24 protein-coding genes are annotated in these 18,914 nt (G+C 64.3%); 22 read left to right on the top strand and 2 right to left on the bottom strand.

The annotated features are described in order from the left end of the window. Positions 1 to 44 precede the first annotated feature (44 nt). The gene (locus ACWW36_RS14460; protein ID WP_456142192.1) at positions 45 to 674 is read left to right on the top strand and encodes a TetR/AcrR family transcriptional regulator; all 630 of its coding nucleotides are present in this window, start codon (positions 45 to 47) and stop codon (positions 672 to 674) included. Here ACWW36_RS14460 and ACWW36_RS14465 read toward each other — a convergent pair. Beyond that, the gene (locus ACWW36_RS14465) at positions 667 to 1,917 is read right to left on the bottom strand and encodes a cytochrome P450 (RefSeq protein ID WP_456142193.1); all 1,251 of its coding nucleotides are present in this window, start codon (positions 1,915 to 1,917) and stop codon (positions 667 to 669) included. The genes ACWW36_RS14460 and ACWW36_RS14465 overlap by 8 nt on opposite strands. Here ACWW36_RS14465 and ACWW36_RS14470 point away from each other — a divergent pair. Continuing rightward, the gene (locus ACWW36_RS14470) at positions 1,916 to 3,649 is read left to right on the top strand and encodes a carboxylesterase/lipase family protein (RefSeq protein WP_456142194.1); all 1,734 of its coding nucleotides are present in this window, start codon (positions 1,916 to 1,918) and stop codon (positions 3,647 to 3,649) included. The two genes, ACWW36_RS14465 and ACWW36_RS14470, sit on opposite strands and share 2 nt — an antisense overlap. Continuing rightward, positions 3,619 to 4,011 (top strand): nuclear transport factor 2 family protein, encoded by a 393-nt coding sequence (locus ACWW36_RS14475; RefSeq protein ID WP_456142195.1) that lies wholly within the window; start codon positions 3,619 to 3,621, stop codon positions 4,009 to 4,011. Before ACWW36_RS14470 ends, ACWW36_RS14475 begins: the two co-directional genes overlap by 31 nt. 73 nt (positions 4,012 to 4,084) lie before the next feature. On the opposite strand, the gene ACWW36_RS14480 is transcribed toward ACWW36_RS14475, so the two are convergent. Continuing rightward, positions 4,085 to 4,561 carry a hotdog fold domain-containing protein gene (locus ACWW36_RS14480; protein WP_456142196.1) on the bottom strand — a complete coding sequence of 159 codons (477 nt, stop codon included), beginning with the start codon at positions 4,559 to 4,561 and terminating at the stop codon, positions 4,085 to 4,087. Positions 4,562 to 4,892: 331 nt separating this feature from the next. Between ACWW36_RS14480 and rpsJ the strand changes: the two genes are divergently transcribed. The 19 genes from rpsJ (at position 4,893) to ACWW36_RS14575 (ending at position 18,740) form a co-directional block, all read left to right on the top strand. Beyond that, positions 4,893 to 5,198 carry a 30S ribosomal protein S10 gene (gene rpsJ / locus ACWW36_RS14485; protein ID WP_003883485.1) on the top strand — a complete coding sequence of 102 codons (306 nt, stop codon included), beginning with the start codon at positions 4,893 to 4,895 and terminating at the stop codon, positions 5,196 to 5,198. 14 nt (positions 5,199 to 5,212) lie between these two features. Further along, entirely contained in the window at positions 5,213 to 5,866 is a 654-nt protein-coding gene (gene rplC / locus ACWW36_RS14490; protein WP_456142197.1) for a 50S ribosomal protein L3, read from the top strand. Next, entirely contained in the window at positions 5,866 to 6,528 is a 663-nt protein-coding gene (gene rplD, locus ACWW36_RS14495) for a 50S ribosomal protein L4 (RefSeq protein WP_456142198.1), read from the top strand. The genes rplC and rplD overlap by 1 nt, the downstream gene beginning before the upstream one ends. Then, positions 6,528 to 6,830 (top strand): 50S ribosomal protein L23, encoded by a 303-nt coding sequence (gene rplW, locus ACWW36_RS14500; protein WP_456142199.1) that lies wholly within the window; start codon positions 6,528 to 6,530, stop codon positions 6,828 to 6,830. The genes rplD and rplW overlap by 1 nt, the downstream gene beginning before the upstream one ends. A 27-nt stretch (positions 6,831 to 6,857) precedes the next feature. After that, positions 6,858 to 7,700 carry a 50S ribosomal protein L2 gene (gene rplB / locus ACWW36_RS14505; RefSeq protein WP_456142200.1) on the top strand — a complete coding sequence of 281 codons (843 nt, stop codon included), beginning with the start codon at positions 6,858 to 6,860 and terminating at the stop codon, positions 7,698 to 7,700. A gap of 10 nt (positions 7,701 to 7,710) precedes the next feature. Next, the gene (rpsS, locus tag ACWW36_RS14510; protein ID WP_010908582.1) at positions 7,711 to 7,992 is read left to right on the top strand and encodes a 30S ribosomal protein S19; all 282 of its coding nucleotides are present in this window, start codon (positions 7,711 to 7,713) and stop codon (positions 7,990 to 7,992) included. Then, entirely contained in the window at positions 7,989 to 8,594 is a 606-nt protein-coding gene (rplV, locus tag ACWW36_RS14515) for a 50S ribosomal protein L22 (protein ID WP_456142201.1), read from the top strand. Before rpsS ends, rplV begins: the two co-directional genes overlap by 4 nt. Further along, the gene (gene rpsC / locus ACWW36_RS14520) at positions 8,594 to 9,460 is read left to right on the top strand and encodes a 30S ribosomal protein S3 (protein ID WP_456142202.1); all 867 of its coding nucleotides are present in this window, start codon (positions 8,594 to 8,596) and stop codon (positions 9,458 to 9,460) included. The genes rplV and rpsC overlap by 1 nt, the downstream gene beginning before the upstream one ends. A 3-nt stretch (positions 9,461 to 9,463) precedes the next feature. After that, positions 9,464 to 9,880 carry a 50S ribosomal protein L16 gene (gene rplP, locus ACWW36_RS14525; RefSeq protein WP_456142203.1) on the top strand — a complete coding sequence of 139 codons (417 nt, stop codon included), beginning with the start codon at positions 9,464 to 9,466 and terminating at the stop codon, positions 9,878 to 9,880. Further along, on the top strand, positions 9,880 to 10,113 hold the full coding sequence (rpmC, locus tag ACWW36_RS14530) for a 50S ribosomal protein L29 (RefSeq protein ID WP_456142204.1): 234 nt from the start codon (positions 9,880 to 9,882) through the stop codon (positions 10,111 to 10,113). Before rplP ends, rpmC begins: the two co-directional genes overlap by 1 nt. Next, positions 10,110 to 10,454, top strand: a complete 345-nt coding sequence (gene rpsQ, locus ACWW36_RS14535) for a 30S ribosomal protein S17 (RefSeq protein WP_456142205.1) — start codon at positions 10,110 to 10,112, stop codon at positions 10,452 to 10,454. Before rpmC ends, rpsQ begins: the two co-directional genes overlap by 4 nt. A gap of 265 nt (positions 10,455 to 10,719) precedes the next feature. Next, positions 10,720 to 12,312 (top strand): methane monooxygenase, encoded by a 1,593-nt coding sequence (locus tag ACWW36_RS14540; protein WP_456142206.1) that lies wholly within the window; start codon positions 10,720 to 10,722, stop codon positions 12,310 to 12,312. Between the two features lie 8 nt (positions 12,313 to 12,320). Beyond that, positions 12,321 to 13,469 carry a toluene hydroxylase gene (locus ACWW36_RS14545; RefSeq protein WP_456142207.1) on the top strand — a complete coding sequence of 383 codons (1,149 nt, stop codon included), beginning with the start codon at positions 12,321 to 12,323 and terminating at the stop codon, positions 13,467 to 13,469. After that, entirely contained in the window at positions 13,466 to 13,879 is a 414-nt protein-coding gene (locus tag ACWW36_RS14550) for an MmoB/DmpM family protein (protein ID WP_456142208.1), read from the top strand. Before ACWW36_RS14545 ends, ACWW36_RS14550 begins: the two co-directional genes overlap by 4 nt. Next, positions 13,876 to 14,904, top strand: coding sequence for an FAD-binding oxidoreductase (locus ACWW36_RS14555; RefSeq protein ID WP_456142209.1), 1,029 nt, complete (start codon positions 13,876 to 13,878; stop codon positions 14,902 to 14,904). Before ACWW36_RS14550 ends, ACWW36_RS14555 begins: the two co-directional genes overlap by 4 nt. Further along, a complete protein-coding gene (locus ACWW36_RS14560; RefSeq protein ID WP_456142210.1) occupies positions 14,901 to 15,455 on the top strand; it encodes a methane monooxygenase in 555 nt (184 codons plus the stop codon). The genes ACWW36_RS14555 and ACWW36_RS14560 overlap by 4 nt, the downstream gene beginning before the upstream one ends. Before the next feature lie 37 nt (positions 15,456 to 15,492). Continuing rightward, positions 15,493 to 17,058, top strand: a complete 1,566-nt coding sequence (locus ACWW36_RS14565; RefSeq protein WP_456142211.1) for a sodium:solute symporter family protein — start codon at positions 15,493 to 15,495, stop codon at positions 17,056 to 17,058. Positions 17,059 to 17,085: 27 nt separating this feature from the next. Continuing rightward, the gene (locus tag ACWW36_RS14570; RefSeq protein ID WP_456142212.1) at positions 17,086 to 17,424 is read left to right on the top strand and encodes a hypothetical protein; all 339 of its coding nucleotides are present in this window, start codon (positions 17,086 to 17,088) and stop codon (positions 17,422 to 17,424) included. Beyond that, entirely contained in the window at positions 17,421 to 18,740 is a 1,320-nt protein-coding gene (locus tag ACWW36_RS14575; protein WP_456142213.1) for an LLM class flavin-dependent oxidoreductase, read from the top strand. Before ACWW36_RS14570 ends, ACWW36_RS14575 begins: the two co-directional genes overlap by 4 nt. The last annotated feature ends 174 nt before the right edge of the window (positions 18,741 to 18,914 follow it).

An 18,914-nucleotide genomic window follows, 5' to 3' on the forward strand; every position in this document is an offset into this window, starting at 1 on the left:
CCAAGACCAACAGTCTTGTTCCCGCGCTGGAGGTGATGTAAACGATGACCGCCTTGAGTAGTGACCCGCGGCCCGCCCGTTCGCGGGCTCGTCTACTCGACGCCGCGACAGCGCTGCTGAGAACGGGCGGCCCCAGCGCGGTCACCATTGATGCGGTCACCCGTAGCGCCAACGTAGCGCGGGCCACCCTGTATCGCCATTTCTCGAGCGCCAACGACCTCGTGGCGGCGGCGTTCATGAGTCTGATTCCGCCGGCGCCCATGCCGCCGGAAGACGGTTCGTTACGGGAGAGGCTCACCGCCATCGTGGTGGCGTGGGCTGAGTCGATCGCAGAAGCGCCCACGACCCTGACCGCCATGGCGTGGCTGTCGCTTGGGCCGGACATCACCCATGTGCCGGCTGCGCGTCAGGTCGAGACGGGCAGCCCCGAGGTGCGATCGCTGCGCGAACGCATCGCCGAGCAATACTCCGCGCCGTTCGACGTCATCTTCAACAGTCCGCAGGCTGCCGCCGAACTCAAACCAGTAGACCGGGCAATGGCTTTCGCATTGCTGATCGGCCCGCTGGCCTTCGGCAGGATCAGTACGCTGACGGAGTTCGACTACCGGGCAGTGGCGATCGCCGCGGTCGACGGGTTCCTCAAATGCTTCGCAAAGAGTCCGGAAATCACTTGAACGAGTAGCGAATTGGCAGGTGTTTGAGTCCGCCGACGAACGTGGTCGCCGCAAGTTCGGGCGTCCCGGCCAGTTCGATGGATTCGAGCCGGGGAATGAGTTCGGAGAAGAAGCTGCTGATCTCCATTCTGGCAAGCGCTGCGCCCAGGCAGAAGTGCACGCCGTACCCGAACGCGACATGCTTATTGGGCTCACGGCTCACGTCGAACCGGAACGGGTCGTCGAAGACATCTTCGTCCCGGTTACCGGAAACATAAGCCAGGTATACGGATTCGCCCTCAGCGATCGGAACCCCTCGCACCTCGGTATTCGCAGTCGCTGTGCGCATGAACTCCTTGACCGGGGTCACCCAGCGGATCATCTCCTCGGTCGCGGTCCCCATCAACTCCGGGTTCTCGCGAAGCCGCTGCAACTCGTCCTGATTCTCGATGAGCGCGCGCAACCCTCCGGCGATCGTGGCGCTGGTCGTGTCATGGCCGGCTGTGGCGACGATGACGTAGTACGACATCGTTTCGAGATCGGACAGCGGTTCTCCGTCGATTCGAGCGTTGGCGATCGCCGAAGCCAGGTCTTCGGTCGGGTGTTCCCGGCGTGACGCGGTCAGCGAGGTGAAATAGGTGAAGAAGTCGAGCAGCACCGCATTCTGATCTTCCAACGTCGTGCCGCGCTTGTACTCCTCTTCGTCACCACCGAACAACTCCTGGGTGAGCTTGAGCATCCGGGGAAAGTCCGATTCGGGCAGCCCGAGCAGCGAAAGGATCACGTACAGCGGGTAATTCACCGCGACTTCCTGGACGAAGTCGCATTCGCCGCCAGAGTCGCGCATCTTGTCGACGTACATCTTGGCAAGTTCGTCGACTCGAATCTTCAAATCGCGCATGGCCTTTGGCCTGAACCAGTCCGCACCAATGGCCCGCACGGCCCGATGCTGCGGATCGTCCATATGGATCAGAGTGCGCAAGCCCCCACCCGCCGCGAGCATCTCCTGAGCCATGTCGTCGGCTTCCGCGGTCGCCAGCAGCGGTCGCGGCGCGTTGATCCACAAGTCGTTGTCGCGCTCGACGGCCATGATGTCGGCGTGCTTGGTGATCGCCCAGAACGGTCGGTACGGCGGGTTGTCCACCCACGCCACCGGGTTGTGCGCCCGCAGATGGCTCAGCGCCGCATGCAGCCGGGCGTCGTCGGCGTAGGCCGTCGGATCGGCCAGGACCTTCGCGGCGTCATCCATCGTCGGCGTGCTCATGCGGGCTCCTCACTGCGGGCGGCGGCGGAACTTGACGGGTGTCAAGTTGGCAGTGTATGTGACGGGGACCACTCGAGGGAAGAGAGGGTTGAATCCGGTGCCATTAGGCTCGGAACTCGTGCTGTCCGCATCGGTTCGACGTCTCGGCCGTGGCGTGTCGGCGTTCATCCTGACTGTGGTGGTGGTCGTCGGTTGTGGCCGCGGCGACGGCGCGCCTGCCCACGAAGCCCTTCCGCAGCCGACCGATCCGGCGGTGGTGCAGACCGCAACGGGTGCATTGCGCGGCGTCGTCGCGCCGGATCACCGTTTGTTCGCGGGGGTCCCGTATGCCGCACCACCGGTCGGGCCGTTGCGCTGGCAGCCGCCCGCTCCCGCTGCGTCATGGCAGGGAGTTCGCGACGCCACCCGCTTCGGGCCACGCTGCATGCAGGACCCCAGCGGTGATCTGGAGCTCGGCCGCCAGACCGACGAAGACTGCCTGACGCTGAACGTGTGGACCCCGCCGGCCGGTGGCGACAAGCGGCCGGTGATGGTGTGGATCCACGGCGGCGCCTTCATCAACGGCAGCAGCGGTATCTATGACGCGCGCTGGTTGGCGAATCGGGGAGACATCGTCGTCGTCACCCTCAACTACCGGCTGGGTGCATTGGGGTATCTGGCGCACCCGGCGCTCGGCGCCCCCGGCGACGTCGGAAACTACGGTCTGGCCGACCAGCAGGCCGCGCTGCGCTGGGTGCGCGACAACATCGCAAACTTCGGCGGCGATCCGGACAAGGTGACGGTCGCAGGAGAGTCCGCGGGCGGCATGTCGGTGTGTGACCACCTCGTCGCGCCCGACTCCGCGGCGCTGTTCAGGGCGGCGATCATCCAGAGTGGGCCCTGTCAGGCGCAGGTCGCACTGCCCGTCGCCGAAAAGAACAGTCTGGACTACGCGGCCGAATTGGGTTGTGGCGACCCGCAATCCGCGGCGCAGTGTCTGCGTGGGTTGCCTGCGGACAAGTTGCGCACGCCGGTTTGGTACTACCGCGTCGGCGAGGATTCGCTGTCCGGTCCGGTAACTGGGACCAAGGCGTTGCCGGTCGACCCGATCACCGCGATCGCCGACGGCCATGCGGCGCGGGTGCCTGTGATGATGGGCACGAACGGCGACGAGTTCACGTTGTTCGTGGCGATGCAATATCTCCGGGGACGCGAGTACACGCCCGCCCAGTACCCGCAGTTGTTGGCCGATACCTTCGGTCCCAACGCCGCCGCGGTGGAGACGCACTATCCGTTGACGCGCTACGACAGTGTGCCGCTTGCCTATTCGGCGGCCGTCACCGACGGTGTATTCGCCTGTGTAGCCGACCGGATGGCCGACGCGTTCGCGCGCGACGAGCCGGTATACGCCTATGAGTTCAACGACAGAGGCGCGCCGGCCCCTGATCCGCTGCGTACCGTGGCCTTCCCCGTCGGCGCAAGCCATTCGCTCGAGCTGCGCTATCTGTTCGACGTCGGAGGCGCGCGGCCGCTGGATCCAGCGCAGCGGAAGCTGTCGGAGCAGATGATCGACGACTGGAGCCACTTCGTCGCCAGCGGCGCCCCGCGGGCCAACGGTCAACCGGAGTGGCCGCAGCTCGGCGACGACGCGGCGGCGGGCAAGGTCATGTCGCTGCAACCCGATGGCAGCCACGTCATCACCGACTTCGAGCAAGCGCATCAATGCCCGTTCTGGGCCGGGCTGAGAGGCTAGCGACCGTGCCGACTCCCGATCCTGCGCCGTTCGCCGACGAATGGGTGCGCGCGTGGAATGCCCACGATGTCGAGGCGGTGCTCGACCACTTCAGCGACGACGTCGTGTTCACCTCACCTGTGGCCGCGCGGGTGGTGCCGGAGAGCGGGGGAGTCGTGCGCGGCAAGGCCGCGCTGCGGGATTACTGGACGACCGCGCTGGCCCAGCAGTCTGAACTGCATTTCGAGATCGTCGGGGTCTACCGCGGCGAGTCGACGTTGGTGATCAACTACCGCAACCATCGCGGCCAGTTGGTCAACGAGGTGCTCACGTTCGACGGCGACGGCCTCGTGTGTGAAGGCCACGGCACGTATCTGGAGTAGGTCCGCGAGACTGCAGTTATCGCGAGAAATATCGAGTGAGCCTCGCACTAACTGCAATCTCGCGACGCAAGAGCTAAGCCGGCGTCACCCAACACGTGATGTCGGCGTGCACGACTTCGACGCCGGACTTGTCGATCACGCTGACGGGGATCACCACATCGACGCCCTCGATGATCGACCCGAAATCAGGGACCGGGTCGAGCCGGGCCTTGGCCCGTAGCGAGGTCGTCGCCTTCTCGAGGTACTGGACATTCATCGCCTTGGGGATCCAGCGGTGCGTCGTCGGCACGGTCGCCTCCATCAGCATTCCCATCGCGATCTCGGCGGCGTTGCAGGAGGCGATCGCGTGGACTGTGTGCAAGTGGTTGTAGACGAAGAACCACTTCGGCACCTCGACCTCGGCGAAGCCTGGCTCCATGTGCACAACGTGGGGAACGATCGACGCGAAATACGGCACTCGCGCCATCGCCGCGGCCGAGAACAGCCTGGTGCCGCCGGGCACTGAATCGAGGCGTTTCCACATCCGATATGTGGTGGTCGAAGCTGCCATGCGCGCCTACCTTACTCTGGAGTAAGAACGGTATGGATTTCCCTTGGCCAGGAATTTGGATGACGCCCACATCTAGGGCATACTGTTCGGGTTGCCTTGAGCCGGGTTCGCGCCTGGCCGGGGCATACGACCAGCGCCTGAACGGGCGCATCCGGTCCCCACTCGATCGCGACGTTTTCGCCGCGGCTGAGTGTGCGTAAGGGCGACACGCCCGACCGCGGGGACCGGTGGACCACAGACAGATAAACAGCGGCGGCATACCAGCGCGAGCGAGTGCGCCGGACGGAAGCGGCCCGGATACCGGGCCCAGTAGTAGTGAGGTAGGAGAAGCGTGGCGGGACAGAAGATCCGCATCAGGCTCAAGGCCTACGACCACGAGGCGATTGACGCCTCGGCACGCAAGATCGTGGAGACGGTCACCCGTACCGGCGCCAGCGTGGTTGGCCCTGTGCCGCTGCCGACTGAGAAGAACGTGTACTGCGTCATCCGGTCCCCGCATAAGTACAAGGACTCGCGGGAGCACTTCGAGATGCGTACGCACAAGCGGCTGATCGACATCCTCGACCCGACGCCGAAGACCGTTGACGCCCTGATGCGCATCGATCTGCCGGCCAGTGTCGACGTCAACATCCAGTAGGAGACCCAAGAGAAATGGCACGCAAAGGCATTCTGGGCACCAAGCTGGGCATGACGCAGGTGTTCGACGAGAACAACCGGGTCGTCCCGGTTACCGTCGTCAAGGCCGGCCCGAACGTGGTGACCCGCATCCGCACCCCTGAGCGCGACGGCTACTCGGCCGTGCAGCTTGCGTACGGCGAGATCAGTCCCCGCAAGGTGAACAAGCCGCTGTCGGGGCAGTACGCCGCGGCGAATGTGAACCCACGTCGCCACCTCGCCGAGTTCCGGCTCGACGACGAGGCGGCGGCCTCGGACTACGAGGTCGGCCAGGAGCTGACCGCCGAGATCTTCGCCGACGGTGCTTACGTCGACGTGACCGGCACCAGCAAGGGCAAGGGCTTCGCGGGCACGATGAAGCGCCACGGCTTCCGCGGCCAGGGCGCAAGCCACGGCGCGCAGGCCGTGCACCGTCGTCCCGGTTCCATCGGTGGTTGCGCCACCCCGGGCCGGGTATTCAAGGGCACACGGATGTCGGGCCGCATGGGTAACGACCGCGTGACGACGCAGAACCTGTTGGTGCACAAGGTCGATGCCGAGAACGGCGTGCTGCTGATCAAGGGCGCCATCCCCGGACGCAACGGTGGACTGGTGATGGTCCGCAGCGCAATCAAGCGAGGCGAGAAGTAATGGCTGCCAAGACACTCAAGATCGACGTCCACACGCCGGCTGGAAAGAAGGACGGCTCTGTCGAGCTGCCCGCCGAGTTGTTCGACGTCGAGCCCAACATCGCCCTGATGCACCAGGTGGTGACGGCCCAGCAGGCCGCAGGCCGCCAGGGCACGCACTCGACCAAGACGCGTGGCGAGGTCCGCGGCGGCGGCAAGAAGCCGTACCGCCAGAAGGGCACCGGCCGCGCGCGCCAGGGTTCGACGCGGGCGCCGCAGTTCACCGGCGGTGGCACCGTGCACGGCCCGAAGCCGCGCGACTACAGCCAGCGCACACCCAAGAAGATGATCGCCGCCGCGTTGCGCGGCGCGTTGTCGGACCGGGCGCGCAACGATCGCATCCACGCCGTGACCGAACTCGTGGAGGGGCAGACCCCTTCGACCAAGAGCGCCAAGGCGTTCCTGGCCTCGCTGACCGAGCGCAGGCAGGTGCTGGTGGTGATCGGTCGCAGCGACGAGGCCGGCGCGCTGTCGGTACGCAATCTGCCTGGCGTGCATGTGCTTACGCCCGACCAGCTCAACACCTACGACGTGCTGAAGGCCGACGACGTGGTATTCAGCGTCGAGGCGCTGAACGCCTACATCGAGGCGAACAGCAACACGACTGAGGAGGTTTCGGCCTGATGGCGACCGTCACCGACCCCCGCGACATCATCCTCGCCCCGGTCATCTCGGAGAAGTCCTACGGGCTGATCGAGGACAACGTGTACACGTTCGTCGTGCACCCCGATTCGAACAAGACGCAGATCAAGATCGCGATCGAGAAGATCTTCAAGGTCAAGGTCGATTCGGTGAACACCCTGAACCGGCAGGGCAAGCGCAAGCGCACCCGCGCCGGGTACGGCAAGCGCAAAGACACCAAGCGCGCCATCGTCACGCTGGCCGCGGGCAGCAAGCCCATCGATTTGTTCGGAGCTCCGGCGTAGCCGGCTAGCAGAGAGACCTAGAGAGACATGGGAATTCGCAAGTACAAGCCGACGACCCCCGGTCGTCGCGGTGCCAGCGTCTCCGATTTCGCCGAGATCACTCGCGACCATCCGGAGAAGTCGCTGGTTCGTCCGCTGCACGGCAAGGGCGGACGAAACGCGCACGGCCGAATCACCACCCGCCACAAGGGCGGCGGCCACAAGCGTGCCTACCGCGTGATCGACTTCCGTCGCAACGACAAGGACGGCGTCAACGCCAAGGTCGCGCACATCGAATACGACCCGAACCGCACCGCGAACATCGCACTGCTGCACTACCTCGACGGCGAGAAGCGCTACATCATTGCGCCGCAAGGGCTGTCGCAGGGCGACGTGGTGGAATCCGGCGCGAACGCCGACATCAAGCCTGGCAACAACCTGCCGCTGCGCAACATCCCGGCCGGCACCGTGATCCACGCCGTGGAGCTGCGGCCCGGTGGCGGCGCCAAGCTCGCGCGCTCGGCCGGCTCCAGCATTCAGCTGCTGGGCAAGGAAGGGACCTACGCCTCGCTGCGTATGCCGTCGGGTGAGATCCGCCGCGTCGACGTGCGCTGCCGCGCCACCGTCGGCGAGGTCGGCAACGCCGAGCAGGCCAACATCAACTGGGGTAAGGCCGGCCGTATGCGGTGGAAGGGCAAGCGCCCGACCGTCCGTGGTGTCGTGATGAACCCGGTCGACCACCCGCACGGCGGTGGCGAGGGCAAGACCTCCGGCGGCCGTCACCCGGTCAGCCCGTGGGGTAAGCCCGAGGGCCGTACCCGCAAGTCCCACAAGCCAAGCGACAAGCTCATCGTCCGACGCCGGCGCACCGGCAAGAAGCACCACCGGTAGGAGTTAGCCGATGCCACGCAGCCTGAAGAAGGGTCCGTTCGTCGACGACCATCTGCTCAAGAAGGTCGACGTCCAGAACGAGAAGAACACCAAGCAGGTCATCAAGACCTGGTCTCGTCGATCGACCATCATCCCCGATTTCATCGGACACACGTTCGCGGTGCACGACGGCCGCAAGCATGTCCCGGTGTTCGTCACCGAGGCGATGGTCGGGCACAAGCTCGGCGAGTTCGCCCCCACGCGCACATTCAAGGGTCACATCAAGGATGACCGGAAGGCCAAGCGGCGATGACTGTTACGACTGAATATCCGACTGCGGTCGCGAAGGCACGCTTCGTGCGTGTCTCGGCGACCAAGGCGCGCCGGGTCATCGACCTGGTGCGCGGCAAGAGCGTCGAAGACGCGCTGGACATCCTGCGGTGGGCACCGCAGTCGGCCAGCGAGCCGGTCGCCAAGGTGATCGCCAGCGCCGCGGCCAACGCGCAGAACAACGAGGGCCTCGACCCGTCCACGCTCGTCGTGGCCACCGTCTACGCCGACGAGGGCCCGACGGCCAAGCGCATCCGGCCGCGCGCCCAGGGGCGTGCGTTCCGAATCCGCAAGCGCACCAGCCACATCACGGTGATCGTGGAGAGCCGCCCGTCCAAGGATGAGCGCCGCTCCAAGGGCACCGCCCGTTCGCGCCGCGCGCAGGGCAGTAAGGCCGCCGCAGCCAAGAAGGCGCCGGCGACCAAGGCTTCCGCGGAGACCAAGGCTGCTGAGAAGGCTCCGGCCAAGAAGGCCGCTGCCAAGAAGGCTTCCGGAGCCGCGAAGGCGGCGACATCCGGCACAGCCAAGAAGTCCGCTCAATCAAAGACTGCCGAAGCGTCCAACGCGAAGGAGGGCTCAGAGTAGTGGGCCAGAAAATCAATCCCCACGGCTTCCGGCTCGGTATCACCACCGACTGGAAGTCCCGGTGGTACGCCGACAAGCAGTACAAGGACTACGTCAAGGAAGACGTGGCGATCCGTCGGCTGCTGGCCACCGGTCTCGAGCGCGCCGGCATCGCCGACGTGGAGATCGAACGGACTCGCGACAGAGTTCGTGTTGATATCCACACCGCGCGGCCCGGCATCGTGATCGGACGCCGCGGCACCGAGGCTGACCGCATCCGGGCCGACCTGGAGAAGCTGACCAAGAAGCAGGTGCAGCTGAACATCCTCGAGGTGAAGAACCCCGAGTCCGTGGCTCAGCTGGTCGCACAGGGTGTGGCCGAACAGCTTTCGAACCGCGTGGCGTTCCGCCGCGCGATGCGCAAGGCGATCCAGTCCGCGATGCGCCAGCCCAACGTCAAGGGCATCCGCGTGCAGTGCTCGGGCCGCCTTGGTGGCGCCGAGATGAGCCGCTCGGAGTTCTACCGCGAGGGCCGCGTGCCGTTGCACACGCTGCGTGCCGACATCGACTACGGCCTGTACGAGGCCAAGACAACCTTCGGCCGGATCGGCGTGAAGGTGTGGATCTACAAGGGCGACATCGTCGGCGGCAAGCGCGAAGCCACCGCGACGGTTCCGTCGGGCGCCGAGCGTCCGCGCCGCGAGCGCCCGTCGGGCACCCGCCCGCGTCGTAGCGGCGCGTCGGGTACCACCGCCACGAGCACCGAGGCCGGCCGCGCCGCCACGGGCACCGAAGATGCGCCGGCTGTCGCCGAGGCGACGACCGGTACCGAGGCCGCTGCTGCCGAAGCAACTGCCACGGAAGCTCCATCTTCTGAGGAGAGCTGAATCATGTTGATTCCCCGTAAGGTCAAGCACCGCAAGCAACACCACCCCAGACAGCGTGGTCTCGCCAGCGGCGGCACGTCGGTGAGCTTCGGCGAGTACGGCATCCAGGCTTTGGAGCACGCCTACATCACCAACCGGCAGATCGAGTCCGCTCGTATCGCTATCAACCGGCACATCAAGCGTGGCGGCAAGGTGTGGATCAACATCTTTCCCGACCGTCCGCTGACCAAGAAGCCCGCCGAAACCCGCATGGGTTCCGGTAAGGGCTCGCCGGAGTGGTGGGTGGCCAACGTCAAGCCGGGCCGGGTGCTGTTCGAGCTGAGCTACCCCGATGAGAAAACCGCGCGGGAAGCACTTACCCGCGCGATCCACAAGTTGCCGATCAAGGCACGCATCGTCACCCGAGAGGAGCAGTTCTGATGGCAGTGGGAACCTCGCCAGGCGAACTGCGCGAAATGACCGACGACGAGTTGAAAGACAAGCTGCGCGAGTCCAAGGAAGAGCTGTTCAATCTGCGCTTCCAGATGGCGACCGGTCAGCTCGCCAACAACCGTCGGCTTCGCACGGTGCGTCAGGAAATCGCACGGGTGTACACCATCCTGCGCGAACGTGAGCTGGGTCTGGCTTCCGGACCCGCCGGTGAGGAATCGTGATGGCAGAAAAGACAGCAACCAAGGCGACGCCTGCAAAGAAGGCCGCCTCGGGCGAAAAGGGGCCTAAGCACACCCCACGCACCGAGAAGCCGCGCGGGCGCCGTAAGACGGCGATCGGCTACGTCGTGTCCGACAAGATGCAGAAGACCATCGTGGTCGAGCTCGAGGACCGCGTGAAGCACCCGCTCTACGGCAAGATCATCCGCACCACCAAGAAGGTGAAGGCACACGACGAGAACGGCATTGCCGGTGTCGGCGACCGGGTTTCGCTGATGGAGACCCGCCCGCTGTCGGCCACCAAGCGCTGGCGGCTCGTCGACATCCTCGAGAAGGCCAAGTAGCTAATCGCGTCAAGCGCGACGGAAAGCCCCCGGGATGCCCGGGGGCTTTGTCGTTTGTAACGCAGATTTTCGACTCATCCTGAGCGCAAGGGTGGCGCAGCGCGAATCTGCCTCTGCCCCAGTCGATTTCGCGCGATAAATTGTTTCAGATTCGTTGACTCGTGGCGCCGTTCGCGTCACGGCGAGTCAAACACTTAAGGTGGCCCACCTTCGGGTCTACGTTTCTGCTCTGGCATGCACTCCGCATGCCGAGCTAGGAGCATTGATGACCCTCACCCCAGACGACATCAGGGTGCCCACGCCGCGTGAGATCAAAGTCGGCGCCCAGGATGTGCATCGGTGGATCCAGGACATGGGGTGGAACGTCCCGGGCGGCCGCTCGAAATACCCGACGAAGTATCAGTTCGACGGAGGAACGCGCGAGCAGTTCAAGCTGATCGTCGGCGAGTACTGCCGAATGGAGACCGAGAAGGACGACCGGCAGTACGGCTCCCTACTGGACAGCCTGGCCAGGCTACAGGCTGGAAGTCGCATAGAGCCCCGCTGGGCCGAGGCGATGAAGTTCGTCAGCTCGTTCCTAGAACTCGGTGAGTACGCGTCGATCGGCGGCTCGGCCATGCTCTTGGATGCCGTCGTCTCTCCCGAGCAACGCAACGGCTATCTCGCGCAGGTTGAAGACGAGGTTCGCCACACGAATCAGCTTGGCTACCTTAAGAAGTACTTCGCTTCTCAGTACTACGACCCGGCGGGGTTCACCGGCGCCCGCGGGCATCGCCACGGCAACCCGCTGTTCTGGAACAACCGGCAGCAGGCCTGCGAGACGTTCGTGTCCGGCGATCCCGTGCTGATCTCGTTGAACCTGCAGATGGTGGCGGAGGCGTGCTTCACCAACCCGCTCGTCGTCGCCATGACCGAATGGGCCGCCGCCAACGGCGACGAAGTCACACCGACGGTCTTCCTGTCGATCCAGTCCGACGAGCTGCGCCATATGGCCAACGGCTACCAGACCATCGTCTCGGTCATCGAAAACGACCACAACATGCAGTATTTGCAGACAGACCTGGAAAACGCCTTCTGGATTCAGCACCGCGGATTTTCGTCGATGGTCGGGCGGACGTTCGAGTATGGCGCGGTCAATCGGGCAGAGCCGTGGGCACAAACCTGGAATGACTGGGTGATCGAGGACTGGGGCGGCATATGGATGGGTCGGTTCTCGAAGTTCGGTCTCGAATCACCAAGGAACCTCGCGGATGCCAGCCGCGACGCCTACTGGGCGCACCACGACGCGTTTGCGATCGCCTACGCCCTTTGGCCGTTCATCGGCTACCGCATCGAGCTTCCGAACGACACCGACAAGGAATGGTTCGAGAGGCACTATCCCGGTTGGTACAGCTCGATCGGGCGGGTGTTCGACCGTTGGAAGGAGATCGGTGTCGAGGACCCGGCCAACCGGACGAGTCCGATCGAGCATCTCATCGAGCTTGGCAAGGTCCTCCACATCTGCCGGGTGTGCCAGTCGCCGCTGTTGGATGTGGCCCAACGCAGCAGCCTGGCCGGCGTCTCCACCCGAGTTATCGAATACGGCGGCCGCAAGCATGCCCTGTGCTCGGATTGGTGCGAGCGGATGTACCTGCAGGAGCCGGAGCGCTACACCGGCGAGAATTTCTTGGAGATCTTCGACGGCTGGGAGTTGTCCGAGATCGTCCGGGCCACCGGCGGCGTGCGCAGCGACGGACGGACGCTGGTTTCTCAACCGCATCTGAACAGCGAACGGCTTTGGACGCTCGACGATTTGGCGGCTACCCGGGTTGTCGTGCGTGACCCCCATGTCGCCGGGGTCAGCTTCGAGAAGTTCTGAGGCCGGTTATGACGAACACCTATCGGCGCAGCCTGCTCAACCCCGAGCACGACGTCGAGCGCAAACCTCTCGAAACTGTCCGCACCGCTGTCCATTTCGCCAATCCCTATCGCCGGCGCATCTCCGAATACGAGCAGGTGCTGCTCTATGCCCAGCCGAACCCCGACTGGATCCGCGGAGGAATCGGTGTCGGCGGTTGGTCTACCCGCTTTCCCGGTGGACGCGGAGCGTGGGAGAACTACTTCACCGAAGCCCGCTGCACCGACTGGTTCGCGTTCAGGGATCCCGAGGGCCGTTGGCAGAAGCCGTATGTCGCGGAGAAGGCCGACCAGTGGCGTACCACCGGTCGTCTGTTCTCCACCTTCAACAGCCACGCGCTGCACCGCAGAGCCGACCGTCACTGGGTCGAAACCGTCATCGGCGAGCACCTCGGGGCGATCGTGCTGCATGACTATGGGCTGTTCATGGCGCTCGCCGCTCCGATACGTGACGCGCTTGTGGACACCCTGCGGGTCGCGGTCGTCAACTGGGCGCTCGACTTCCTCGACAGCGCACAGCAGATCCAGGCCGAGAAGGTCTATCTGAGTCAGGCGATTTCGGAATCGATCGCCGAGCTGGAACCGGCCAAACAGCGGTGGCTGCATGACCCCGCCTATGCGGGTGCACGGTCGTTTGTCGAACACCTGTGGCGCGACGGATATGACCACATCGAGGTCATCTTCGCGCTCGGGATGATCTACGAGCCGCTCTTCGGTCGGTTCGTCCGCCAGGAGTACTTCTACCGGCTCGCTCCGCTGCACGGGGACCACCTCACCCCCCAGATCCTGTGGCCCTCGCTTCGATCGGCCGAGGCGGCGAACACCTGGACGAAGGAGTTGTTTGGCCGAATACTCGCTTCTGACACCGAGTTCGGCACTTACAACCGCCAGCTCATGGCCTGGTGGACGCAACGCTGGCTGCCACGGGCGGTTGAAGCGGTAGCCGGAATCTCTGCGCTGTTCGGCTCCGGCGAGCTTGTGCGGAGTGTCCCGATCGAACCGCCCCGGCAGGTGTTCGAAGCGATTGCGGCTGACTGGGTCGCCGACATCGCTTCCGTGTGGGGTTCGGACGTGACGGTCGATCATCTCCTTCACCTCTATGACGGGAAACAACCGTGAGCGGACCGACGTCACATCAGGCCGCCATCGATCGGCGAGTTTCCAAGGTCGACGCCGAGCAGATCCGAGGAAAGCTGTTCAGCGAAGACGGAGTGGTCGAAAGCCGCCGTGTCGTACTGACTCTCACCAAGGCCGACGAGATCGAGGCCACGGTGGAGTGGCTGACCGATCGGTACGCAGACGAGCCGAGCTTCAGCATCGACGACTGCGGAACCTTCTACCGCATCGACTGCGAAGAGGGCTTCGAGATCGACGCCGACGAGATCGCCGAACTCCTCGGCCGCCCCTTCTCCGTCTACGACCTCCTGGTAAATGTCTCGACGACGATCGGCCGGGCCTACGTGAACGGCAACGTGTTCGCCATCACCACCGACCTCATCGGCTGGGAGCGCGAGGTCCCGCGTCAGTGAGTACCGAGCACAAGGTCGCCCTCACCTTCGAGGGGGCCGACCGGATCGACATTGCCTGCCATGATGACGAGGACATCATCACCGCCGCGCTCCGGCAGGGCTATCTGCTGTTGAGCGACTGCAGGGAAGGCAGCTGCTCGACCTGCCGCGGCTTTCTGGTCGACGGTGACTACGGTGAATTGCTTCCTCACAGCCCGCATGCCCTTACCGACTCCGAGGAAGAAGACGGACTGATCCTCGCGTGTCGGCTGCGGCCCTCGAGTGACCTCGAAATCGACTTCGATTACCCCGCCGATCGGGTCGGTCGCTACGAGGAGGGAACGCGGACCGGCCAAATCATTGCGACTGAACGCCTTTCCGACACCGTGGCCCGAATCGTTGTCCGCACCAACACTGCTCAGGACTCCCTCATGTGGGATCCGGGACAGTACGTTCAGGTCACGATGCCGGCGGTGGCAGTCACCCGCGCCTACTCGATGGCCAATGTTGCCGACGGTCGTCGTGAACTCGAGTTCGTTGTCCGACTGTTGCCGGACGGGCGCTTCTCAGGCCACGTAGGCGCCGGATTGTCGACCGGCGAACCAGTTCGACTTCGAGGTCCCCACGGGCAGTTCACGTTTCGCGGCGAACGTCGGCCCGTGTTCTTGGCCGGCGGGACGGGGCTTGCACCTGTCCTCGCCATCCTGCGGTCGTTGGTCGATACCGCCCCCATGACCGAGGCGCGCTTGGTGTTCGGGGTGGCCACCGAAAGCGACCTGTTCTTCCTCGATGAGTTGTCCGCCCTGGGCGAGGCCATGCCCAATCTGGACGTGGTGACCACCGTCGAGCGCCCGACCGCTGGCTGGTCCGGCGCGGTGGGCCAGGTGACCGATCATCTCGACCCTGTCGACCCGACGAGGTCCTACTACCTCTGCGGTCCGCCCGGGATGGTCAGCGCAGCCGATGAGCTTCTGCTTGGTCACGATGTGCCTCGCGACCGAATCCGTGCCGAACGATTTGTCGAGACAGGAGACGAGCATCCATGACACGAACCGCCAAGGCTGCTGTAGGTGCGGCCCCTCGCACCGACTATCCACCGTTCGGGAACCAGACGTCACGCAAGGAATGGAGCGATCGGCTCGCCGGAGTAACCACGCTGAGCACAGCACTGGGCCTGCTGCTCGATTGGCGGCGTGAACACGACCGCGACGCACTCGAAGAGGCCGATGTCCTGTGGATCGAAGCCCGCATCGAGGATCGGGTCGCGGTGCTGCGATTCGCAGAGCTGTCAGGCGAATTCCTCGAAACCACGACGCTTGTCGGTGAGCCGATCGCACACGTCTGCGACACCGTCGTCGCGGAGGCGCGCACAGCCGTCGACGTCGCCGCGCTCGAATCGATTGTGACAGCGTTCCGTCGCCGCTATAAGCCGCCGGTCATGCCCACTGTGCCCTTCCTTCGTACGGAGACCGAGCTGGCCGAGTTGCTCATTCAGCGCCGTTCCAAGGGCTGGTACGACGAGCCGCTTGCCGACCTGCGACGCCGCCGGGCGGCCGTCCTGGTCACCGAAGGAGCCGCACACGACGACGTCATCTAGCCCCAGAAACTGATAGCCCTTACAAGGAGATCCACTCATGCCAAGTCTTGACTTCATTCAACAATCAAGCGGATTGGGTTACGCGCTGCTTTTCGGTCCGGGCATCGTGCTGCTGCTCATTGCCCTGGCCGTCAAAGGCGCCGTCAAAACCACCCACAACTTCGTGATCTCGGGCCGGCTACTCGGCTTCGGATTCGGTGTCGCGTCACTCATCTCGGTGTGGACATGGTCGATGGCCGTCATGCTCTCGTCGGCCCAGGCCTACACCTGGGGCACATCCGGACTCGTTTGGTTCATCGTGCCCAACGGCCTTGCGGTGATCATCATGGTTCCGTTCGGATTAAAAGTCCGCCAGAAGATGCCGGCCGGGTACACGCTGGCAGAGTTCATCCGCGCCCGCTTTCAGACCGGCCTCAGCAGCGCGGCGACACTCATCTTCCTGATCGGCGCCTTGCTCGGCGTCATCATGATCAACCTGGCCGGGTTGGTGCTCGTCATGCACACGATCTTCGGGCTGACCCCCATCAGCATCGTCATCACCGGCATCATCGTCGTCACCGTCTACTCGTATTTCGGCGGCCTGACGACTTCCGCGGTGACAGGCACACTGAACACCCTCCTGCTGGGCGTGGGCTCATCTGTGGTCGTGCTCTACGCCTTGGCCAAGGCCGGCGGAGCGCAGCTGGTGTTCAACGAGGTCCACAAGCTCGAAGACCAACACCTGAACCCCTTCAACCCGGTCACCGCGGCGAGCTTCGGGCTCGCGCTTGCGCTCGGGCTTCTCACCAATGTCATTGCCGACCAGTCGTTCTGGCAGCGGGTGTGGGCGATTCGGCCCAAGGATCTCGGCCGTAGTTTCCTGTGGGCCGGCGTGTGGTTCTATCCGATCCCGCTAGCTCTGGGCCTGCTCGGATTCATCGGCGTCGCCTATCACGTCACGCCTCAGGAGCTGGGATCGCTTGGCGCCGGGGCGATCGGCCCGCACGTCATCGCCAGCCTGGGATTGCCGGTGATCATCGTCGCCCTCTACACCCTCGTCGTGGTCAACGCCTGCTTCGCAGCCATCGACGGCGCGTTGTCGGGGGTCACCTCGCTTGTGGCCGTGGACATCGTCCACCGTTACTGGCCACAGGTATCCGAACGCACCCTGCTCGGAATCACCAAGACCAGCATGATCGTGGCCGCCGCTGTTGCAGGCGGAGTCGTCTTGACCGGTATCGACTACGTGAATCTCGTTACGACGGTTTACTTCTACGGCACCAGCTTGCTTATCCCCGTCACCCTGAGCATCTTCTGGTCGCGCATGACCGGGGCCGGTTACGTAGCGGGCGTCGTCGCCGGCATCGTCGTCGGGGGACCTCTTCGCGAGACGTTGGGGCCGACGTACGGACCGCTGTTCGGGATCATCGCGTTGATCGCGGCGTCGGCGGCGGTGTCCATAGTCGTGAGCCTGCGACAGAACACCCGATTCGACTTCGACAGCTTGGCCGAAGGCAAACCCGCGCTGTTGGAACGGGAAACCACGCGTGCACCGATCGACACAGCACCCGAGCCGGATGCCGTCGTAGACGACGTGCTTGGCGAGCCGGCCGGACAGCAGTAGCAGATAGAACAACAGAAAGGCACTGTCGTGGTCATCTTCTATATCGGCGCAGGCATCGGCTTGGTCCTTGCCGCTGTGTACCTCTTCGTCGGCGCACTCAGCTTCCTGCGGATCCGCCGAGAACTGTTGAGCGGAGGCGATTTAGGGCAGGGGGCCGAGCCAGAAGAGGCGTCTTCCGGAGTCGCCCTGGTTCCCGGCTTCGGCTGGAAGGCGAGCCTCGCCGTGCTGACGTCGTTCGTTGCGTTGATCGTCGCTTCCTACACCGGCGTCTTCTGGTACGTGCTTGCGTTGAGCGGCCTCGGCACCGCGGCCGCCGTGATCGTCGCCTTTGTGCTGGAGCTGCGCAACGATCGAGCACCGGCGTGAGCGCGAAGAAGGTTCACCTGCTGGGCTTCGTCCAGCACGGCGTGATGAACCACGCGTCGACGATGTGGGCACACCCTCGTGACAAGGTCGGCTACCACTGGTCTCGCCCCGAGTATTGGCGCGACCTCGGCCGGATCATGGAACGCGGGCTGTTCGACGCGATGTTCATCGCCGACGAACTGGCGCCGTACACCACCTACAAGGGCAACTCGGATCCGGTCGTGAAGTACGCCGGTCAGTGTCCGGTGCACGAACCCGCCACTCTGGTGCCGATCGTCGGGGCGTTCACCAAACACCTCGGGATCGGCATCACGCTGTCGACATCCTTTGTGCCGCCGTACATGATGGCGCGTCACCTGTCCTCCCTTGATCACCTCACCAACGGTCGCGTCGGCTGGAACATCGTCACGTCGTACTCGAAGAGTGAGTTCCAGGCGATGGGCAAGGAGAACCTCACCCCGCGGGACAAGCGCTACGAGGTGGTCGAGGAGTACATGCAGCTGTGTTACCAGCTGTGGGATTCCTGGGATGACGACGCGATCGTCTACGACCGTGAGAACGGCATCTTCGCCGATCCGTCGAAGGTCCGTGAGATCGATTTCCAGGGACAGTTTTTCCGGTCGAAGGGTCGCCATTTCGTCGCACCGTCGCCACAGAAGCGCCCGGTGCTGTGGCAAGCCGGCTCCTCCGAACAGGGCCGCGAATTCGCCTCAAAACACGCCGAATCCGTGTTCGGCATCTTCCCGACACCGAAGAGCATGCGCGCCTACGCCGACGACATCCGTACCCGCGCCGACAACTTCGGCCGCGATCCGGAATCGGTGAAACTCATCTACGGCCTCCAGACGATCATCGACCGCGACAAGTCCCGTGCCAACGACAAGTACGCGGAGTTCGTCGAGAACGTGCAGATCGAAAGCGCCCTCGGAATCCTGTCAGGCCATACCGGTTTCGACTTCTCCACCCTCGGTCTTGACGACAATGTCGTCGATGCCGATGTGCAAGGTATCCGTGGCCTTTTCGATGCCATCCTCGAAGCCAAGGACGGTGCTCCGGTGACGGTGCGCGAGGCCGCGCAGATCTACGGGGTGTCGATGGGCGCCCCGGTGGCCGTCGGCACGCCGTCCGACGTCGCCGACCAGATGGAGCAATACATCGACGAAGGCGGCTGCAACGGCTTCATGCTTCTCGCCACCGACACGCCTGGGTGCTTCAACGACGTGACCGAACTGCTCGTCCCCGAACTTCAGCGGCGCGGCCGCTACCGCCACCGCTATCCGGGTACGACGCTGCGCGAAAGCCTTCAGGAGTACTGAACGCGGCTGCCTTGGCATATGCATAGGAGTTTGCTAATTGACGGATTCGTTAGCTCGTATACCATCTGTGCATGCGGAGATTTGCCCGAACATCGATTTATGCTGCGTCGATAGCCGCATCTCTGCTGGTACTGGTCGTTTCGGGCCCAATAGGTACGGTAGCCACAGCAGCTC

Source organism: Mycobacterium sp. MMS18-G62 (assembly GCF_053877835.1).

What these genes read in the sequence shown, in the direction of transcription:
- rpsS (WP_010908582.1), top strand. Translation starts at nt 7,711, where the DNA reads ATGCCACGCAGCCTGAAGAAGGGTCCGTTCGTCGACGACCATCTGCTC.
- rplD (WP_456142198.1), top strand. Translation starts at nt 5,866, where the DNA reads ATGGCTGCCAAGACACTCAAGATCGACGTCCACACGCCGGCTGGAAAG.
- ACWW36_RS14475 (WP_456142195.1), top strand. Translation starts at nt 3,619, where the DNA reads ATGCCCGTTCTGGGCCGGGCTGAGAGGCTAGCGACCGTGCCGACTCCC.
- ACWW36_RS14560 (WP_456142210.1), top strand. Translation starts at nt 14,901, where the DNA reads ATGACACGAACCGCCAAGGCTGCTGTAGGTGCGGCCCCTCGCACCGAC.
- ACWW36_RS14545 (WP_456142207.1), top strand. Translation starts at nt 12,321, where the DNA reads ATGACGAACACCTATCGGCGCAGCCTGCTCAACCCCGAGCACGACGTC.
- rplV (WP_456142201.1), top strand. Translation starts at nt 7,989, where the DNA reads ATGACTGTTACGACTGAATATCCGACTGCGGTCGCGAAGGCACGCTTC.
- rplW (WP_456142199.1), top strand. Translation starts at nt 6,528, where the DNA reads ATGGCGACCGTCACCGACCCCCGCGACATCATCCTCGCCCCGGTCATC.
- ACWW36_RS14470 (WP_456142194.1), top strand. Translation starts at nt 1,916, where the DNA reads ATGCGGGCTCCTCACTGCGGGCGGCGGCGGAACTTGACGGGTGTCAAG.
- rplC (WP_456142197.1), top strand. Translation starts at nt 5,213, where the DNA reads ATGGCACGCAAAGGCATTCTGGGCACCAAGCTGGGCATGACGCAGGTG.
- ACWW36_RS14480 (WP_456142196.1), bottom strand. Translation starts at nt 4,561, where the DNA reads ATGGCAGCTTCGACCACCACATATCGGATGTGGAAACGCCTCGATTCA.
- ACWW36_RS14565 (WP_456142211.1), top strand. Translation starts at nt 15,493, where the DNA reads ATGCCAAGTCTTGACTTCATTCAACAATCAAGCGGATTGGGTTACGCG.
- rplB (WP_456142200.1), top strand. Translation starts at nt 6,858, where the DNA reads ATGGGAATTCGCAAGTACAAGCCGACGACCCCCGGTCGTCGCGGTGCC.
- rplP (WP_456142203.1), top strand. Translation starts at nt 9,464, where the DNA reads ATGTTGATTCCCCGTAAGGTCAAGCACCGCAAGCAACACCACCCCAGA.
- ACWW36_RS14465 (WP_456142193.1), bottom strand. Translation starts at nt 1,917, where the DNA reads ATGAGCACGCCGACGATGGATGACGCCGCGAAGGTCCTGGCCGATCCG.
- ACWW36_RS14460 (WP_456142192.1), top strand. Translation starts at nt 45, where the DNA reads ATGACCGCCTTGAGTAGTGACCCGCGGCCCGCCCGTTCGCGGGCTCGT.
- rpmC (WP_456142204.1), top strand. Translation starts at nt 9,880, where the DNA reads ATGGCAGTGGGAACCTCGCCAGGCGAACTGCGCGAAATGACCGACGAC.
- ACWW36_RS14540 (WP_456142206.1), top strand. Translation starts at nt 10,720, where the DNA reads ATGACCCTCACCCCAGACGACATCAGGGTGCCCACGCCGCGTGAGATC.